At 72.5% G+C, this 13,962-nt stretch carries 14 protein-coding genes; 5 read left to right on the plus strand and 9 right to left on the minus strand.

Features of this window, described 5'->3' with window-relative positions:
* Nucleotides 1-333: 333 nt before the first annotated feature.
* From FHN55_RS12310 to FHN55_RS12350, 9 genes are all read right to left on the minus strand, one after another.
* The gene (locus tag FHN55_RS12310; RefSeq protein WP_180357807.1) at nt 334-717 is read right to left on the minus strand and encodes a pilus assembly protein TadG-related protein; all 384 of its coding nucleotides are present in this window, start codon (nt 715-717) and stop codon (nt 334-336) included.
* A gap of 74 nt (nt 718-791) precedes the next feature.
* A complete protein-coding gene (locus FHN55_RS12315; RefSeq protein ID WP_139712625.1) occupies nt 792-1,274 on the minus strand; it encodes a TadE/TadG family type IV pilus assembly protein in 483 nt (160 codons plus the stop codon).
* Nucleotides 1,271-1,657, minus strand: coding sequence for a TadE family protein (locus FHN55_RS12320; RefSeq protein ID WP_257570932.1), 387 nt, complete (start codon nt 1,655-1,657; stop codon nt 1,271-1,273). Before FHN55_RS12320 ends, FHN55_RS12315 begins: the two co-directional genes overlap by 4 nt.
* A gap of 88 nt (nt 1,658-1,745) precedes the next feature.
* Nucleotides 1,746-1,958 carry a hypothetical protein gene (locus tag FHN55_RS12325; RefSeq protein WP_139712627.1) on the minus strand — a complete coding sequence of 71 codons (213 nt, stop codon included), beginning with the start codon at nt 1,956-1,958 and terminating at the stop codon, nt 1,746-1,748.
* A gap of 103 nt (nt 1,959-2,061) precedes the next feature.
* Nucleotides 2,062-2,940, minus strand: coding sequence for a type II secretion system F family protein (locus tag FHN55_RS12330; RefSeq protein ID WP_139712628.1), 879 nt, complete (start codon nt 2,938-2,940; stop codon nt 2,062-2,064).
* Complete coding sequence (locus FHN55_RS12335; RefSeq protein WP_139712629.1) at nt 2,941-3,753, minus strand: type II secretion system F family protein; 813 nt, start codon at nt 3,751-3,753, stop codon at nt 2,941-2,943.
* A gap of 110 nt (nt 3,754-3,863) precedes the next feature.
* Nucleotides 3,864-5,513 (minus strand): CpaF family protein, encoded by a 1,650-nt coding sequence (locus FHN55_RS12340; RefSeq protein WP_139712630.1) that lies wholly within the window; start codon nt 5,511-5,513, stop codon nt 3,864-3,866.
* Nucleotides 5,506-6,315: a CpsD/CapB family tyrosine-protein kinase gene (locus tag FHN55_RS12345; protein ID WP_139712631.1), complete on the minus strand. Its 810-nt coding sequence runs from the start codon at nt 6,313-6,315 to the stop codon at nt 5,506-5,508. The genes FHN55_RS12340 and FHN55_RS12345 overlap by 8 nt, the downstream gene beginning before the upstream one ends.
* Nucleotides 6,315-7,016: an SAF domain-containing protein gene (locus tag FHN55_RS12350; protein WP_139712632.1), complete on the minus strand. Its 702-nt coding sequence runs from the start codon at nt 7,014-7,016 to the stop codon at nt 6,315-6,317. The genes FHN55_RS12345 and FHN55_RS12350 overlap by 1 nt, the downstream gene beginning before the upstream one ends.
* A 419-nt stretch (nt 7,017-7,435) precedes the next feature.
* Here FHN55_RS12350 and FHN55_RS23765 point away from each other — a divergent pair, with 419 nt between their 5' ends.
* The 5 genes from FHN55_RS23765 to FHN55_RS12375 all read left to right on the plus strand — a co-directional run bounded on the left by FHN55_RS23765 (nt 7,436) and on the right by FHN55_RS12375 (nt 13,839).
* Nucleotides 7,436-7,726, plus strand: coding sequence for a hypothetical protein (locus FHN55_RS23765; protein WP_139712633.1), 291 nt, complete (start codon nt 7,436-7,438; stop codon nt 7,724-7,726).
* Nucleotides 7,723-8,967, plus strand: coding sequence for a hypothetical protein (locus FHN55_RS12360; protein ID WP_139712634.1), 1,245 nt, complete (start codon nt 7,723-7,725; stop codon nt 8,965-8,967). Before FHN55_RS23765 ends, FHN55_RS12360 begins: the two co-directional genes overlap by 4 nt.
* Nucleotides 8,964-10,514, plus strand: a complete 1,551-nt coding sequence (locus FHN55_RS12365; RefSeq protein WP_218974617.1) for an SCO6880 family protein — start codon at nt 8,964-8,966, stop codon at nt 10,512-10,514. Before FHN55_RS12360 ends, FHN55_RS12365 begins: the two co-directional genes overlap by 4 nt.
* A gap of 62 nt (nt 10,515-10,576) precedes the next feature.
* Nucleotides 10,577-11,953, plus strand: a complete 1,377-nt coding sequence (locus tag FHN55_RS12370; protein ID WP_218974618.1) for a hypothetical protein — start codon at nt 10,577-10,579, stop codon at nt 11,951-11,953.
* Nucleotides 11,950-13,839 carry a type IV secretory system conjugative DNA transfer family protein gene (locus tag FHN55_RS12375; protein ID WP_139712636.1) on the plus strand — a complete coding sequence of 630 codons (1,890 nt, stop codon included), beginning with the start codon at nt 11,950-11,952 and terminating at the stop codon, nt 13,837-13,839. Before FHN55_RS12370 ends, FHN55_RS12375 begins: the two co-directional genes overlap by 4 nt.
* The last annotated feature ends 123 nt before the right edge of the window (nt 13,840-13,962 follow it).

Here is a 13,962-nt window from a genome sequence, read left to right on the forward strand (position 1 = left end):
CGGCGCCTGCGAAGGAGAGCCAGGCCACGCTGGCGACGAGGGCGAGCGCTCGGAGGAAGAGGGTGCCGTCGTCGGGCGTCGTGAAGGCCGCGACGAGGTCTGCGGTGTCGGGGAAGCTCGTCGGCACCAGCAGGGGAGCCATCTGCCCGAGCAGGAGCGGCGGACCGATGAGCAGCGTGACGAGCGCCCCCGCCGCGCCGAGGCCGCGGAGCACGTCTCCTGCTCGGCGGACGGCCCGCCTGCGGCCTGTGGCCGGATCCCGATGGCTTGCGACGGGAGACCGGCGGTGCCCCGCAGAGGGGCTGCCTGACGGCCGCGGGGGAGCGGTGACGCTCATGGGATCTCCTGGTCGAGGCCGCGCACGATGCGGGCGGTGGCGGTGGCGGTGGCGCTCACGTCGGCGATGCCGATGGCGGCCAGGAAGGTGGTCGGTTCGGTCACCGTGGCCGTGACCGTGACCGTCGTGGCGGTGGCGGTGGCGCTGCCTCGAACTCCCGCTGCAGCGAGGTAGGCGCCAGCTGCCTGTTGCGCGGTGGCGGTGTCGATCTGGGGGCTGAGCCCGCGGACCGAACGGTGAGCGATCAGTTGCTGGCTTGCCGTGCGCGCGGCCTCTTGCGCGAGGGCGTCGGCGCGCTGGAGGGCCTCAACCTTGCGCCCGCCGTCGACGACGAGGCCGATGGCCAGCATGAGTGCGACGACGGCGATGAGGACGAACAAGGAGGCTGACCCCTCGTCCCGGGAGTCCACCGTGGCGCGCCATGACCCGGTGGGCGATGGGCTGACGGGTGACATCAGCGTTCCCTGTAGCGGTCGAGGGGGCTGGTGACCTCGGCCGTGACGAGCCGGTCGCCGTTGAGCCCCGGGATGGCGATGTCGGACAGCCGCACGGTGCAGGCGACGGAGACCGTCACCTGCGCGGGTTGGCCGACCGGCACGGAGAACCCGCTGGTGTCGGCATGCACTTCTGAGGCACTGCACTGGAGTCCTTCCTGCGCCAGCGCCACCCGGGCCGTCTGCTCGGCGAGCTCCTGTGCTGCTGGTCCGGTGCGGGCCAGGGAGGCGCTTCGTGCGGCGTCTCCAGCGGCGCTCTGCACGGCGTTGTGGGCCACGGCCATGCGTCCTCCGACGACGAGGAGAGAAACCAGGAGCAGCAGGCCGGGAGCGATGACGACCAGTTCGAGCGTCAACGAGCCTCGGTCCCCTGCCGTTCTGCGGCGCGTGACCGTCCGGAGGAGGCCGCTGGCGGGGCGCCGGAGGCCCTTGCCGCGATTCACGGCGCACTCCTCGACGTGAAGCGTTCAACGGGGCCGGTGACCGACTCCCGCACGGCGGGTCCCGGCACGCCGGGGAGCAGGCTCACGCTGTGTCCGATCACGACGACCTCCACGCGCGTCGCGTCGCGCCGAGCATCGACCTGGGCGTTCAGGACGGCGTCACCGTTCGCGGACAGGAACGAGGTGGCTTCGAGGCGGCCGTCGTCGGCGGATGAGCCCTCAGCGCGAGCGGCAGCGGCACCACCGGCCGCCGCCGCCCTGGCGACGTCTCGGGCGTGGTACCAGAGCGCGCCCTGCACCAAGCCGAAGATGATCAGTAGGACCGCGGGGAAGACGACCACCAGCTCCAGGCTCGTCGAACCTCGCTCATCCCCGCTGACCATGCGGACTGTGCGGCGAAGGCGGACGAGGCGCGCCACGACGGGGCGCTGGCACGCCTGCCCGCCGTCGCGGGCTCGACCGTGACGCACGTCAGTTGATCTGAGCGAGACGGGTGTTGACGGCTGCGGTGATGGCTGCGACCAGCACACCGGCGACCAGGAAGAGGCCGAGCGCGATGACGACGATCTCCAGCGTCGAGGCGCCGACGTCACGCGCTGACGACGAGGACTGCCCTGCTGCGCGCTGCCGGACGTCAGCAGCGAAGGCACGCACGAAGGTGAGGGCGACGGCGAGGTGGCTCATGGTGATCTCCTTGGTGAGGGGGTGGCGAGGTGGTGCAGGGAAGCGCCACAGGCGGGGAGCCGGTAGCGGCGCGGCAAGGGAGCTCGGTGGGCGGTGCGCGGGTTCACAGCACCCGTGCCAGCGCGGGGAAGGCGAGGAGGCACAGGAACAGCAGGCCCAGCAGCGCCACGGGGATGACCATCCGCTCGCTGTCGGCGTTGGCGCGTGCCTGCTCCCGGGAGAGCATCGCGGTGCGCATGCTGCGGGAACGGGCGCGCAGGTTGCCCTGCACCGCGACGCCCTCCTCGCCGGACAGACGCATGATGTCGGCCATGTCGTCCAGCTCGGGCACGCCGAGCTCCTCGGCCAGCTCGGAGAGCGCTCGCCACGGTGGTTCGCCGCTCCAGCGGGCTCGGTGGAGCGCTTCGCGGATCCGCTGGAAGACCCAGGAGTCGGCGATGGCGGCAGCGTTCTCCAGCGACTGCGTCGTGCCCGTACCTCCAGCGCGCTCCAGCGCCGTGAGGTCGATGTAGGCGGTGACGGCCCGAGCGAACTCGGCTCGGGCGGACGTCGCCTTGCTCCTCACCTCGACGTCGGGGACGAACCAGAGCGCGGTGGCGAGCGCCACGCTGCCTGCGGCGGGTAGCGCGAACGGCAGGTCGAGGCCTGCGAGCGCGACAGCAACCCCCATCAGCGGTGGGAACAGCAGCCCCACGACGGCGAAGAGCGCCTTCTGCCCGAACCACGCCGCGGGAGCCACCTGCAGCACGGCCAGGTCCCGCCGGGGCACGCGCGCCCAGCGCTGCTCCTGGACCCGGTCGGCGACGATGCGGCCCAGTCGCGCCTCCAACCCGACGGCTGGCTCTTCGCGAGCAGCGACGGGCTCAGCGGTCAGGCGAGCGATCGTCGACCTCAGGTGCGGAGTACCGGGGACCACCTCGCGGAGAAGGAGCAGGATGCCCAGCCCACCGATGAGTCCGGCGACCAGCGAGAGCTGCAGCACTCACACCACCTCCGCGAGCCGGCTCGCCTCGTCCGCGGGCTGGCGCGGGGCAGCGCCAGCTGGCAGGAAGCGGGGTACGGCACGGCCACGCGTGATGTGTCGCATCCACACGAGGGCCGCCGCGTAGGCGCCGAGCAGCAGGGCGAGCGCCATCTGACCCATCGGAGTGCCGTATGGAGCGATGTACGTGGTGTTGAAGGCCAACAGGCCCAGCACGGCCAGGGTGATGATGGTGACGGCGCGTGCCGTCGTGCGGGGCTTGGCCCTGTCCGCCTCGACGGCCCGGCGCATCCGCACCTCTTCCGCCACGGTCTCCGCCAACCCCTGCAGGACGCGGGTCAGCCCCGCGCCCCGACGGCGAGCCCCGAGGATGAGCGACGCGGCCACGAGGTCTCCGGTGGCGTCGTCGAGGTCGTCCGCGAAGGCCCGCAGTGCCTGCTCGGTGGGCCAGCGCGAGGACAGCCGCGCGACCAGGGTCTGCACCTGCGGCCGGATGGCTGCCGGGGTGGACTTGAGGTTGACCATGATTGCCTGCTCCAGGCCCACGCCGACGTCGAGGACCCCGGCGAGGTGCCGCGTCCACTCCTCCAGCGCTTCAAGACGTCTCACGCCGGCGTCGGTGTCGGTCCGTGCCAGCAGCACCGGAAGGCCTGCCGCAGCGGCGGGTAGGACGACGACGGCGACCAGCCACCCGCTGATGAGCCACACCGCTGTCCCGAGGCCCAGACCGACGAGCAGGCGGAGGCGCGCCTCTCGCAACGCTGCCCCGAGGGGGGTGGCTGAGCTGCCGCCGGAACCGCGCTGCAGCCACATGCGCCGCGGTCGTCCGTCCTGTACCGGGGCCTGGTGGAGGCCCGCGACGACCAACCAGGCGCCGGCTGCGGCCAAGCACCCCGTTGCTGCCGCGGCGAAGGCCAGGCCCGTCACGGCAGGGCTCCGACCTGGTCGTGTGCGCCGACTCCGATGGAAGCGCCGTCGGTCCAGGTGCCGTGCGGATCGTCGAGCAAGCTCGGCTCGAAGCCGTCCTCGACGAGTTCGGTCATCCACGGTGGCCGCACTCCGGTGGGCACCGCCCGCCCGTCGAGGCCCGGGGCGAAGAGGTCGGTGAGGGAGATGCCGTTGGGGCCCTCGCCGCGCTCGAGGTGGACCACCTCGGCGACGTAGCGGTGCTTGCGACCACCGCGCGGGGTGTTGTCGGTGACCGTGACCTGCACGATGAGGTCGATGTGCTGGGCGATCTGCCGGTAGGCGTACCCCTCGGAGATGTGGGGTCCAGCCTCCAGCGCACAGGTCGCCAGGCGCTCGATGGCGTCCCGTGCGGACTCGGCGTGGGTGGTGGAGAGCGATCCGCGCCCGGCCTGCATGGCCTTGAACATCGGCAGGATCTCTTTACCGCGGACCTCGCCGACCACGATCCGGCTGACGTTGTGGCGCAGGGAGTCGTAGACGAGCTTGTCCAGCGTGATCGCCCCGACCTCGGCGCCGTCGGCCGTCCGCTCGCCAGACCCTGGACGTGCCTGCATCGGGACGATGCGCGGGTGCCGCTCCGGCAGGTGGTGGAGCAGCAGCTCGTACTCGGTCTCGATCGTGCAGACCCGCTCCAGTGGGTCGAGCGCGTTGGCCAGCGCGCGGGTGAGAGTGGTTTTCCCGGCACCGGGTAGCCCCGCGACGACGATGGAGCGGCCCGACCTGACCGCGGCGGCGAGGAACTGCCGGAGGACCTCGTCCAGCATCCCGAGGTCCCGCAGCCCGGCGAGGTCGATGTCCGTGTAGCGGTGACGACGGATCGTGATCGTCGGACGGTGGGACGTCCACGCCATCGCCGCCAGCCGCGACCCGTCGTGCAGCTGCAGGTCCAGGGTCGGGTGCGCCGACGAGAACGGCCGCTCGCCGTTGCCGCCGTGGGCCGCGAGGAACTGCAGGTCGGCGATGAGCTCCTCATCGGTGTCAGCGACGTCCGGGCCGGGCACGAGGCGGCCGTCGGCGTACTGGAGCCAGACGTTGTCGCAGCCGGTGATCTCGATGTTCTCGACGTCCGGGTTGTCGACGAGCGGCTGGAGCCGCCCCAGGCCGAACATGGCGTCGAAGACGGCCTTGGCGAGTTCCTGCTCGGCGAGGAGGTCGGGAGCCGGCGCACCGCGCGACAGGAGAGCGTCGGCGTGGTCGGTCAGCGCCTGGGCGATGAGGCGGCGCCCCAGGTCGCGTTGGGCGTCCTGCGATCCCAGCTGGTGCTTCTCCGCCTCTGCTGCGAGCTGGTCGGCGACCTTCTGCCGGAGTGCGCGCACGAGGGACCAGTCGACGGAGTCGACGGACCGCTCGTCGCCACGCCCGGCGCCCGTCCCTGGTGGGGTGGTGCGCTGGGCAGCCATCGGCAGGGCGCCTGCGCTCGTGTCCGCGCGACCTGTGTCAGGCTTCGGGTGCTGCGCCTGCTGTGAGCCGGTAGAAGGGCGCGGCACGACGCGCCCGTCAGCCGGCCAGCGGAAGTCGTCACCGGTCCCGACGCTGAACAGCGGGAGGTCGAGGAGGCGCGCTGCTGGACCGTCACCGGGGATGCTCGCCGACTGCTCAAGCACGTGCCCACCGCCCCTGGGCGGTCACGACACCAGCTGCGACTGGTGCTCGGCGCTCTTCCACCGTGCGCGCGATGACGTCGGCGGCACCGACGAGGTCGCGCACGAAGCGGCTCTGCTCCCAGCGGCGGGGACGCGTGGCGCCGAGCGAGAGCACGTCCGCGCCGACCGGGTCCCAGGCGAGCGGGGCCAGGACCGGCAGACCCGTCACCTCTGCGATCTCCGCGCCCGTGTAAGGACGTCCGTCACCGACGACGAGGAGCTGGGCTGACCGTCCCCCGGCGGAGTCGGTGAGCTCCGCCATCGACCGGACCCGCGCATGCGCTGCCGCGACGGCCGGCAGCTGGGTGCGGGTGACCAGGGCGCACACGTCGGCGGCTCGCAGGAGCTGGTGAGGGCCGTGCGCCGTACCCAGCCGGCCAGCGTCGACGATGACGTCGACGCCGTGGCCGTCCAGGTCGGTGAAGACCCCAGCGAGTGCGTCCCAGACCGAGTCGAGCACGGGCGCCTGCTCGGGAGCAGGCAGCGCTGGGATCAGCCGGTGGCGTCGCTCGTCGTCGAGAGGCACGGTCTGGTCGTCGATGGCCTCCGCGAGTCGCCCGACGCGGTGCGCCTTGACCAGCCCGAGCAGCGATGCGCCGCGGGGAGGAACAGCCCCACGGAGGTACCCGGCGAGCACGGACGAGCCGTGAGAGGGGTCCGCTTCCACGAGCAGGGCGGGCTTGGGCCACACGAGGGCGAGACCCAGGGCCGTGGTGGTGACGCCAGGGGCTCCACTGGCGCTCGTAAGGGCGATGACGGCCATCAGGCGCTCCTGGAGTCGAGGACGAGGGCGACTCGCCCCGTCGCGGCCTTGGCTGCCAGATCGGCCGCTTGCAGACCAGGGACGACGACGTCGACCGTGCGCGCCCCCGCAGCGTCCGGCTCGGAGACCGAGACGACCTCGGCGGTCACGACGTCAGGGGCGTCAGCGGGTGGGTCGGCCTGCGCGAGCGGGGTGGAGACGATGCGGACGGGGTCCCCGGCGGTGAGCGGCTCGGCAGGCATCTGCGCCGGGGTCAGCGAGACGCCCACCACGGACTGCCCTGCACCCGGAACGAGCGCCTGCGTCGTCGCTGCGCGGGTGATCAGCGAGCCGGCGCTCATCGATGCGGCGGCGCGCTGGCCCACGACTCCGTCGATGTCGCCCGCGGCGACCGTCGAGAGCTCGGGGCTCGGGGTGAGGCGGACGACGACGAGGTCGTCGACGGTGAGCACCTCCCCCTGCTGGACGTCGTGGGCCAGAGCCAGGACGGGTTCGGTGTCGCTCGCCGAGGTGACCAGGTACGCGCTGCCCAGTCCGCCGAAGCCCACCAGCAGGACGCCAGCCACCACGAGCGCGGGCCGCCGGCGAGAGCGCACGGGGGCTGGCCGGGCGACGCGCGGCGCCTCGTCGAGCGCGCCGCGGTCACGTCGTCCCTGGCGGGGAACGCCGGCGCCGCGGGCGAGGCGGAGGGCTTGAAACATGCTCGGTCCGTTCTCGTCGTCGTAGGGCGGTGATCCCGCGGTGGTGACCGTAAGTAGCCGCGATCCCGATCTTCTGGGGACGCGAGCCGCGTCACCCTTGCGGTGGCCGCTTGCTTGAGCGCTTGCCTCACGGTGCGTGCTTACCGGTGACTCACGGTCACTCACGGTCGATCACCGGCGAAGGCCGCGGCGCGCTTGACGATCTTGAAGGGCCTCTGACCTGGACCGGGCAACCATCCGAGCAACCGGCAGGTGACGTCCGTTCCCTCTAGAGACGCCCGGTCGGCGGAGGCCCTGCCGGCTGGAGCGGCCAGGCAACCAGCGCCGTCAATGGTCGTTCGCGTGCGTGCCGTGCGTCGTCTCGAAGGCGACAGACCGAGGACCGGCTCGCTGCAAGTGACTGAAGGTGAGGACGATCGATGACAGACACCCTGACGCTGACCAGCGTCCTGCTGGCCGCGGTGCCCAACCCCGCACCGGCCGCACCGCCGGGACTGGAGGGGCCGGTCTCGCTCTTCATCAGCTGGATGAAGTGGATCGGCATCATCGCCGGGTTGTTCGGCTTCGGGATGTGCGCACTGATGATGATCCTCGGCAGGCGGAACCGGTCCTCGATGGCCGTGGACGGCGCCGCCGGACTTCCCTGGGTCCTGGGCGGGCTGTCGACGCTGACTCTGGCGGCCGGCATCGTCGGCGTCCTGGTCTCGTGAGCGGGGTCACCGCGCAGGCACCGGTGCTCGCCGTCGGCGTCACCGGGCTGCTGGGCGACCCCTTCGCAGACGCCATGCGCGAAGGGGCGGCGTGGGTGATGGCGGCCACGCTCGGGTGGTGGGTCGCGGTGCCGTCCGTGGACGTCGCGACCTCGCCTGCCGTCGTCATCCGCGGGTACGTCGCGTGGCTGGCGCTGGCAGTGGCCACCGGGGGAGTGACGTGGCAGGCGATCCTCCTCATGGTCTCGCGGCGTCCCGACCCGCTCCTGGACATCGGGCGCGGTCTCTTCGCCCTCGTGTTGTGGGCGGCGATCGGGATCGCCGCCCCCGCCGCGGCGCTGCGCGCCGGCGACGCCTTCTCGACGTGGGTGCTCCTGCGAGCGGCGGACGGCGACCCCTCCGCCCGCCTGATGTCCCTGGCGCAGCTGACCGGTGTCGACTCGAGCGGGGCCGTCATCGTCCTCGGCCTGCTGCTCATGCTCGCGGGACTCGCTCAGGCCGTCGTCATGGTCTTCCGGGAAGGAGCCGTCGTCGTCCTCGCCGGAGTCGTCGTCCTGGCGGCAGCTGGCTCGCTGACGGCAGGCACGCGCAGCTGGCTGCCGCGAGTGCTCAGCTGGATGCTCGCGCTGATCGCTTACAAGCCTGTTGCCGCGCTCGTCTACGCCACAGCCGTCGCCCTGATGGGTGACGACCAGGACCCTCGGACGGTCCTGGTCGGTCTGACCATGATGCTTCTCGCGATCATCGCCCTCCCCGCGTTGATGCGGTTCTTCAGCTGGACCACTTCGGGCATCGCCTCCGGCGGAGGCGGGATGGCGGTCGTCGGGATGACGGCCTCGGCGGTGTCAACCGCAGCGGCGGTCCATGCGTCTCGGGCGTCAGCGGGACCGGGCGCATCCGCCCAGGCGTCGCGGTTGCGGGACGACCTCGGTCCCAGTGCCGGTCCTGAGCCGCCGTCAGGCGCACCGGCAGGTGCACCTCCTGCACCTGCCGGCCCCCCACCCCCCACCCCCGTCGCCGCCGGTGCTGCTGCCGCTCCGGCGAGTGGCGCCGCCGCGGGCGCCGGGTCAGCGTCAACGGCGGCCGGGACGGCGACCACCGCAGCCGGGGCCACCGCCACCGGCGCTGTTCCCGTCGGCGCAGCTCTCGCGGTTGTCGCCGTCGGTCAGGCGGCCCTCGAGGGCGTGAGGCAGGTCGCGTCCTCCGCGGCCGACGAGCTCATCGGTGAAGCACGGTCGTGAGCGCCCGCGACGGGGCCACCGCGACGACGGCGGACGACCAGGTGCGTATGTACGGCGGGTGGCGCCTGCGACGCGGCATCGGGCTGTGGGGTCTTGACGCCGCCTCCACGACGGTCGTCCTGGCCTGCGCCCTCGTGCCCCTCGTCCTGGCCGCGATCGACCCGCGCGTCGGTGCCATCAGCGCGGCGCCGGCACTGCTAGTGGCGAGCGTGACGGCGGTCCGTGTCGGAGGCGTCCCACTCGGCGTCCACGTCCAGCGACGCGTGACGTGGGGCCGCTCCCGCAGGGCCGGGCGCAGCTCGCGCCGGTACGGACCAAATGCTGCGAGCACCGCCGCCGCCTGGCCGGCGCCGCTCGGCAAGCTGCAACTCATCGAGGCGCAGGGGACGAGAGGTGCCTACGCGGTGGTGCGTGACCTCGACCTCGGACTGCTCACGGTGTCGATCAGGTGCGCGGCGTCCTCGGCGTGGCTCGTCGAGCGCGATCAGGCCGACGGCTGGGTCGGTGCGTGGCACGCCTGGCTGGCGTCTCTGGGCTATGCGCCGTCGGTGAGGTGGGTGAGCGTCGTCGTCGAGACGGCACCGGAGTCCGGGACCGCCCTGCGCGACGAGGTCGCTGCCCGCGAAGCCCCCTCGTCGCCACGAGACGCCCGCAGCCTGCTGAAGGAGCTGGTCCGGCGTTCGCCGGCGGCCGCCGCTCACGTCAGCACGTGGGTCTGCGTGACGGTCGACCCCACGGGCGTGGACCGCCGCAGGCGACCTCGCAGGGCGGGCACGGAGGCCGGTGCCGCCGGGGACCTGCCTGAGCTGGACAGGCTCATCTCCGGTTTGGAGTCTTCGCTGGCCGGGTGCGGCGTGACGGTGCTGGGTCGAGCAGATGCCACCCAGCTCCTCGGCGCGGTGTCCGACGCCTACGACCCCGTCACGCGTGGTCGGCGTTCCGTTGTGCTGCCGGCCACGCGCCGCACCGCGAGCCGCCTGCGCACCTGGGACGACGGCTCACCGGTCGCCGTGGAGGAGGCCTGGGACCATCTGCGTCACGACTCGGGCTGCTCCGTGAGCTGGGGCTGGCGTGAGGCGCCCCGCGCCCAGGTGACCAGTGATGTGCTCTCGCGATTGCACTCACCCGGCCGCCATCCTCGACGCGTCGCCGTGCTGTACCGACCGCTGCCAGCGGCGGACGCCGCTCGACTGCTGGAAGCGGAGGTCAACGCCGCGGACTTCCGCGAGGCCATGCGCCGCGCCCAGCGCCGCGACGAGACCGCTCGGGACGTCGCCGACCGGGAACAGGCCCGCAAGGCCGCACGCGAGGAGGCCAGCGGAGCCGGCGTCGTCCTCGTCAGCATCTACGTGACGAGCACCGTCACCGACCCGGCGCAGCTCCCTGACGCGGTCGCCGAGGTCGAGGCGCGCGCAGACCAGTCGCGCATCCGGCTGCGCCGCTTGTACGGCGGCCAGGCGGTCGGGTTCGCCGCCACGCTGCCGCTGGGCCTGCACCCCGTGGCGATGACGAGCCGGCCTCGTCGCGGACAGAGGAGCCGAGGATGAGGCGGGAGCAACCAGCGTCAGCCCCTCGGTCACGCGGCACGGCAGTCGAGCGTCCCATCCACGTGGAGGCCGCCCCGGAGTACCAAGCCACCACGGTGCAGGCCGCGGGCCTGTTCCCCTTCACCGCCGGGTCGGGCTCACCCGCCTCCGGCGTCCCCGTCGGGCGGCACCTGCTGTGGGGCGAGGTCGTCTGCCTCGATCCTTTCGCGTGGCTCGAGCAGGGGCTGGTCACCAACCGCGGGATCTTCGTTCTCGGCCAGCCGGGGACCGGCAAGAGCGCCATCGCCAAGCGCCTCACCCGTGGCGGGATGGCCTTCGGCGTGACGCCGCTGTTCCTCGGCGATGCGAAACCGGACTACTCGCCGGTCGTCGGCTCGGCAGGCGGACAGGTCGTCCGCGTCGGTCGAGGTCTGGACCGCATCAACCCCCTCGACAGCGGCCCGCTCGGCGCTGCCCTGACGCACCTGTCCGGTCAGGCCGCAGCCACCGTCCGTGCCGAGGTGAGGGGGCGCAGGATCTCGGCGGTGCTCGCGCTGGCGGCGCTGGTCCGCATCTCCGCCCCCGTCACCAACGGCGAGGAGGCCGTGATCGGCGCGGCCATCGACCTCCTCACGGACCCCCACGCCGGACGGGGTGGTGAACCGACGGTGCCGGACGTCCTCAGCCTGCTGCGCCAGGCGCCGGACCAGGTCATGTCCGCGGCGGAGGTCACGTCAGCAGAGCAGTACGACCTCGAGACCCGTCGCCTGCGGCAGACGTTGCGCACCCTGTGCGACGGCTCCCTGCGCGGCGTCTTCGACGGGCCGACCAGCACGCCCCTGGACCTCAGTGCGTCAGCCATTAGCGTGGACATCTCAGCGGTCGCCTCAGCCGGGGACACGCTTCTCGCCGCGGCGATGCTGTCCACGTGGTCCTACGGCTTCGCCGTCATCGACGCGGCCGCAGCCCTCGCCGACGCCGGTCTGGCGCCGCGCCGGCGGTTCGTGGCCGTGCTGGACGAGCTCTGGCGAGCCCTGCGCGGCGCCCCGGGGCTCGTCGACCACGCCGATGCGCTGACGCGGGTCTACCGCGGTCGCGACGTGGCCCACCTGATGGTCACCCACTCCCTGGACGACCTCAGCGCCCTCCCCAGCGAGGCTGACCGCGCCAAGGCCAGGGGGTTCGTCGACCGCTGCGCCATCACCGTCCTCGCTGGGCTGCCGATGCGGGAGCTGGACGAGCTCAGCCGGATCGTGCACCTGACCACCGCGGAGCGGCAGCTCGTCGCCTCGTGGTCCTCACCCGAGACCTGGCACTCCGGCGGACGCCATCCTGGACGCGGCAAGTACCTGATCAAGACGGGACAGAGGATCGGCATCCCGGTCGAGATGCAGCTTGTGGGTGACGAACCCGGCCTGTACGAGACCGACCACCGCGCCGGTCCGAGGCCGACGTCGTGAGGCGCGCGGACAGCGGTGGCGGTCTCGAAGCAGCTGGCGGATCCGGGCCCTGGCTGCTGCTGGTGGCGCTGTGGACGCCCGTCGCCGTCGCGGGCCTGTGGTGGACCGCTGGATGGACCGCCTCGTGGCTCAGCGGTCGTGGAGGGGTCGGACCGTCGCTCGGCCTGCCCTTCGTGCGGGCTCAGCTGCTCGACGGTCCGTCCAGCGTCTGGCCCGGCGTCTCCTCGACGGTCGTGGCTGTCGTCTTCCTCCTGGAGCTGCTGGCCATCGCCGCCGCAGGAGGCGTCGTCGTGGTGAGGCGCCCGGTGCTGGGTCGGTCCGTGCCGCTCAGCTCACTGGCGCGGGCGTCCGACGTCGCGGTGCTGGCACCGGCGGGCGTTGGGCGTCGCGCTCTTGCTCTCCGCCCCTCGTTGGCGAGCACCTCGTCCCGCCGGATCCCGCCGTCGGAGAAGGGGGTTGCGCTGGGACACCTGAACGGCGAGCGACGGCGGGAGTGTGAGCTGCGCGCCTCGTGGGAGGACGTGCTGCTCGCGGTCATGGCCCCTCGAGCGGGGAAGACCACGGCGCTCGGCGTCCCTGCGGTGCTCGACGCTCCGGGGGCCGTCGTCGCGACGAGCAACAAGGCGGACCTCTGGACGGCGACCGCCCAGCTGCGGGCGCAGGAGACCCAGGAGGTCGTCTGGGTCTTCGACCCGCAGCAGATCGTCTTCGCTCCCCAGACCTGGTGGTGGAATCCGCTCAGAGGAGTCACGAACATTGAGGAGGCGCACCGGCTGGCGGGCCACTTCGTCCAAGAGGTGAGGGGCTCCCGGAACCGCGACTTCTGGACGTCGGCCGCTCACGACCTCCTCACCGGCCTCCTATTGGCTGCCGCGGACGCCGGCAAGGACCTGCACGACGTCTACAGCTGGCTCAACGACCCGACCACGCCGGAACCGGCTGAGCTGCTGGCCCGGCACGGGCGTGCCGCCGCCTCCGCGAGCCTTCGTGGTCGCCAGCTCGGTGCCCCCGAGACCCGCGACGGTGTCTTCGAGACGGCGCGTACGGCTGCCCAGTGCCTTCGCGACGAGGCGATCATGTCGTGGGTCACCGCTCCGCCTGGCGGTGGAGCTGGCGCTGGGGGCGTCTCAGGGACGACAGCCGAGGAGTTCGACGCGGTCCACTTCGCCGTCTCCCGGCAGTCCCTCTACCTGCTCTCGCGAGACGGTGCCGGCGCTGCGGCCCCGCTCGTGGCGGCGATCACGGACCGGGTCATGCGCGAGGCGGTACGAGCCGCCGAGCGTCGCGGGGGAAGGCTCGACCCACCGATGCTCGTCGTGCTCGATGAGGCAGCCAACGTCTGCCGCATCAGCGATCTGCCCGACCTCTACTCGCACCTCGGGTCCAGAGGCGTCGTGCCGCTCACGATCCTCCAGTCCTACCGGCAGGGGACGCGCGTGTGGGGTGAGCACGGGATGGACGCCCTGTGGTCGGCTGCCACCTGCAAGGTCATTGGCTCGGGGCTCGACGACGCCAAGGTCGCTGAGGACATCTCACGCCTCATCGGAGACCACGACGTCGTCGTCCGCTCGACCAGTCGCACCCGGGGCCAGGTGAGCACCTCCACCAGCACGAGGAGCCAGCGCATCCTCGCCGCAGACGCCGTGCGAGCCCTCCCGCGGGGAAGCGCGGTGCTGCTCGCTACCGGGTGCCGCGCCGCCTACGTCGGGTTGACGCCCTGGTACGAGAGCAAGCGGGCCACCGCAGTCCGGCGGGAGATGCACGTCGCTGAGCAGCTGCTCACCACACGTGCCGGCCGGGCCTTCGGCGTCGACGCAACTGAGCCCCAGAGGAGATCACCCTGTGAACCGGCCCTCACCCCGCGACCACGACGCCGTCCTCGCTGACCTCGACGCTCGGTTGACGCGCCTGACCAGCGACGTCGAAGACCTCGCTTCCCTCACCAGGGCGGACGCGCCAGCTGCTGCGGACGCCGCGTCACAGCCGGAGTCGCCCGGCTTTCCCGTGCC

The sequence above is a fragment of the Streptomyces sp. NP160 genome (genome assembly GCF_006335115.1).
Classification (GTDB): Bacteria; Actinomycetota; Actinomycetes; order Actinomycetales; family Quadrisphaeraceae; genus Quadrisphaera.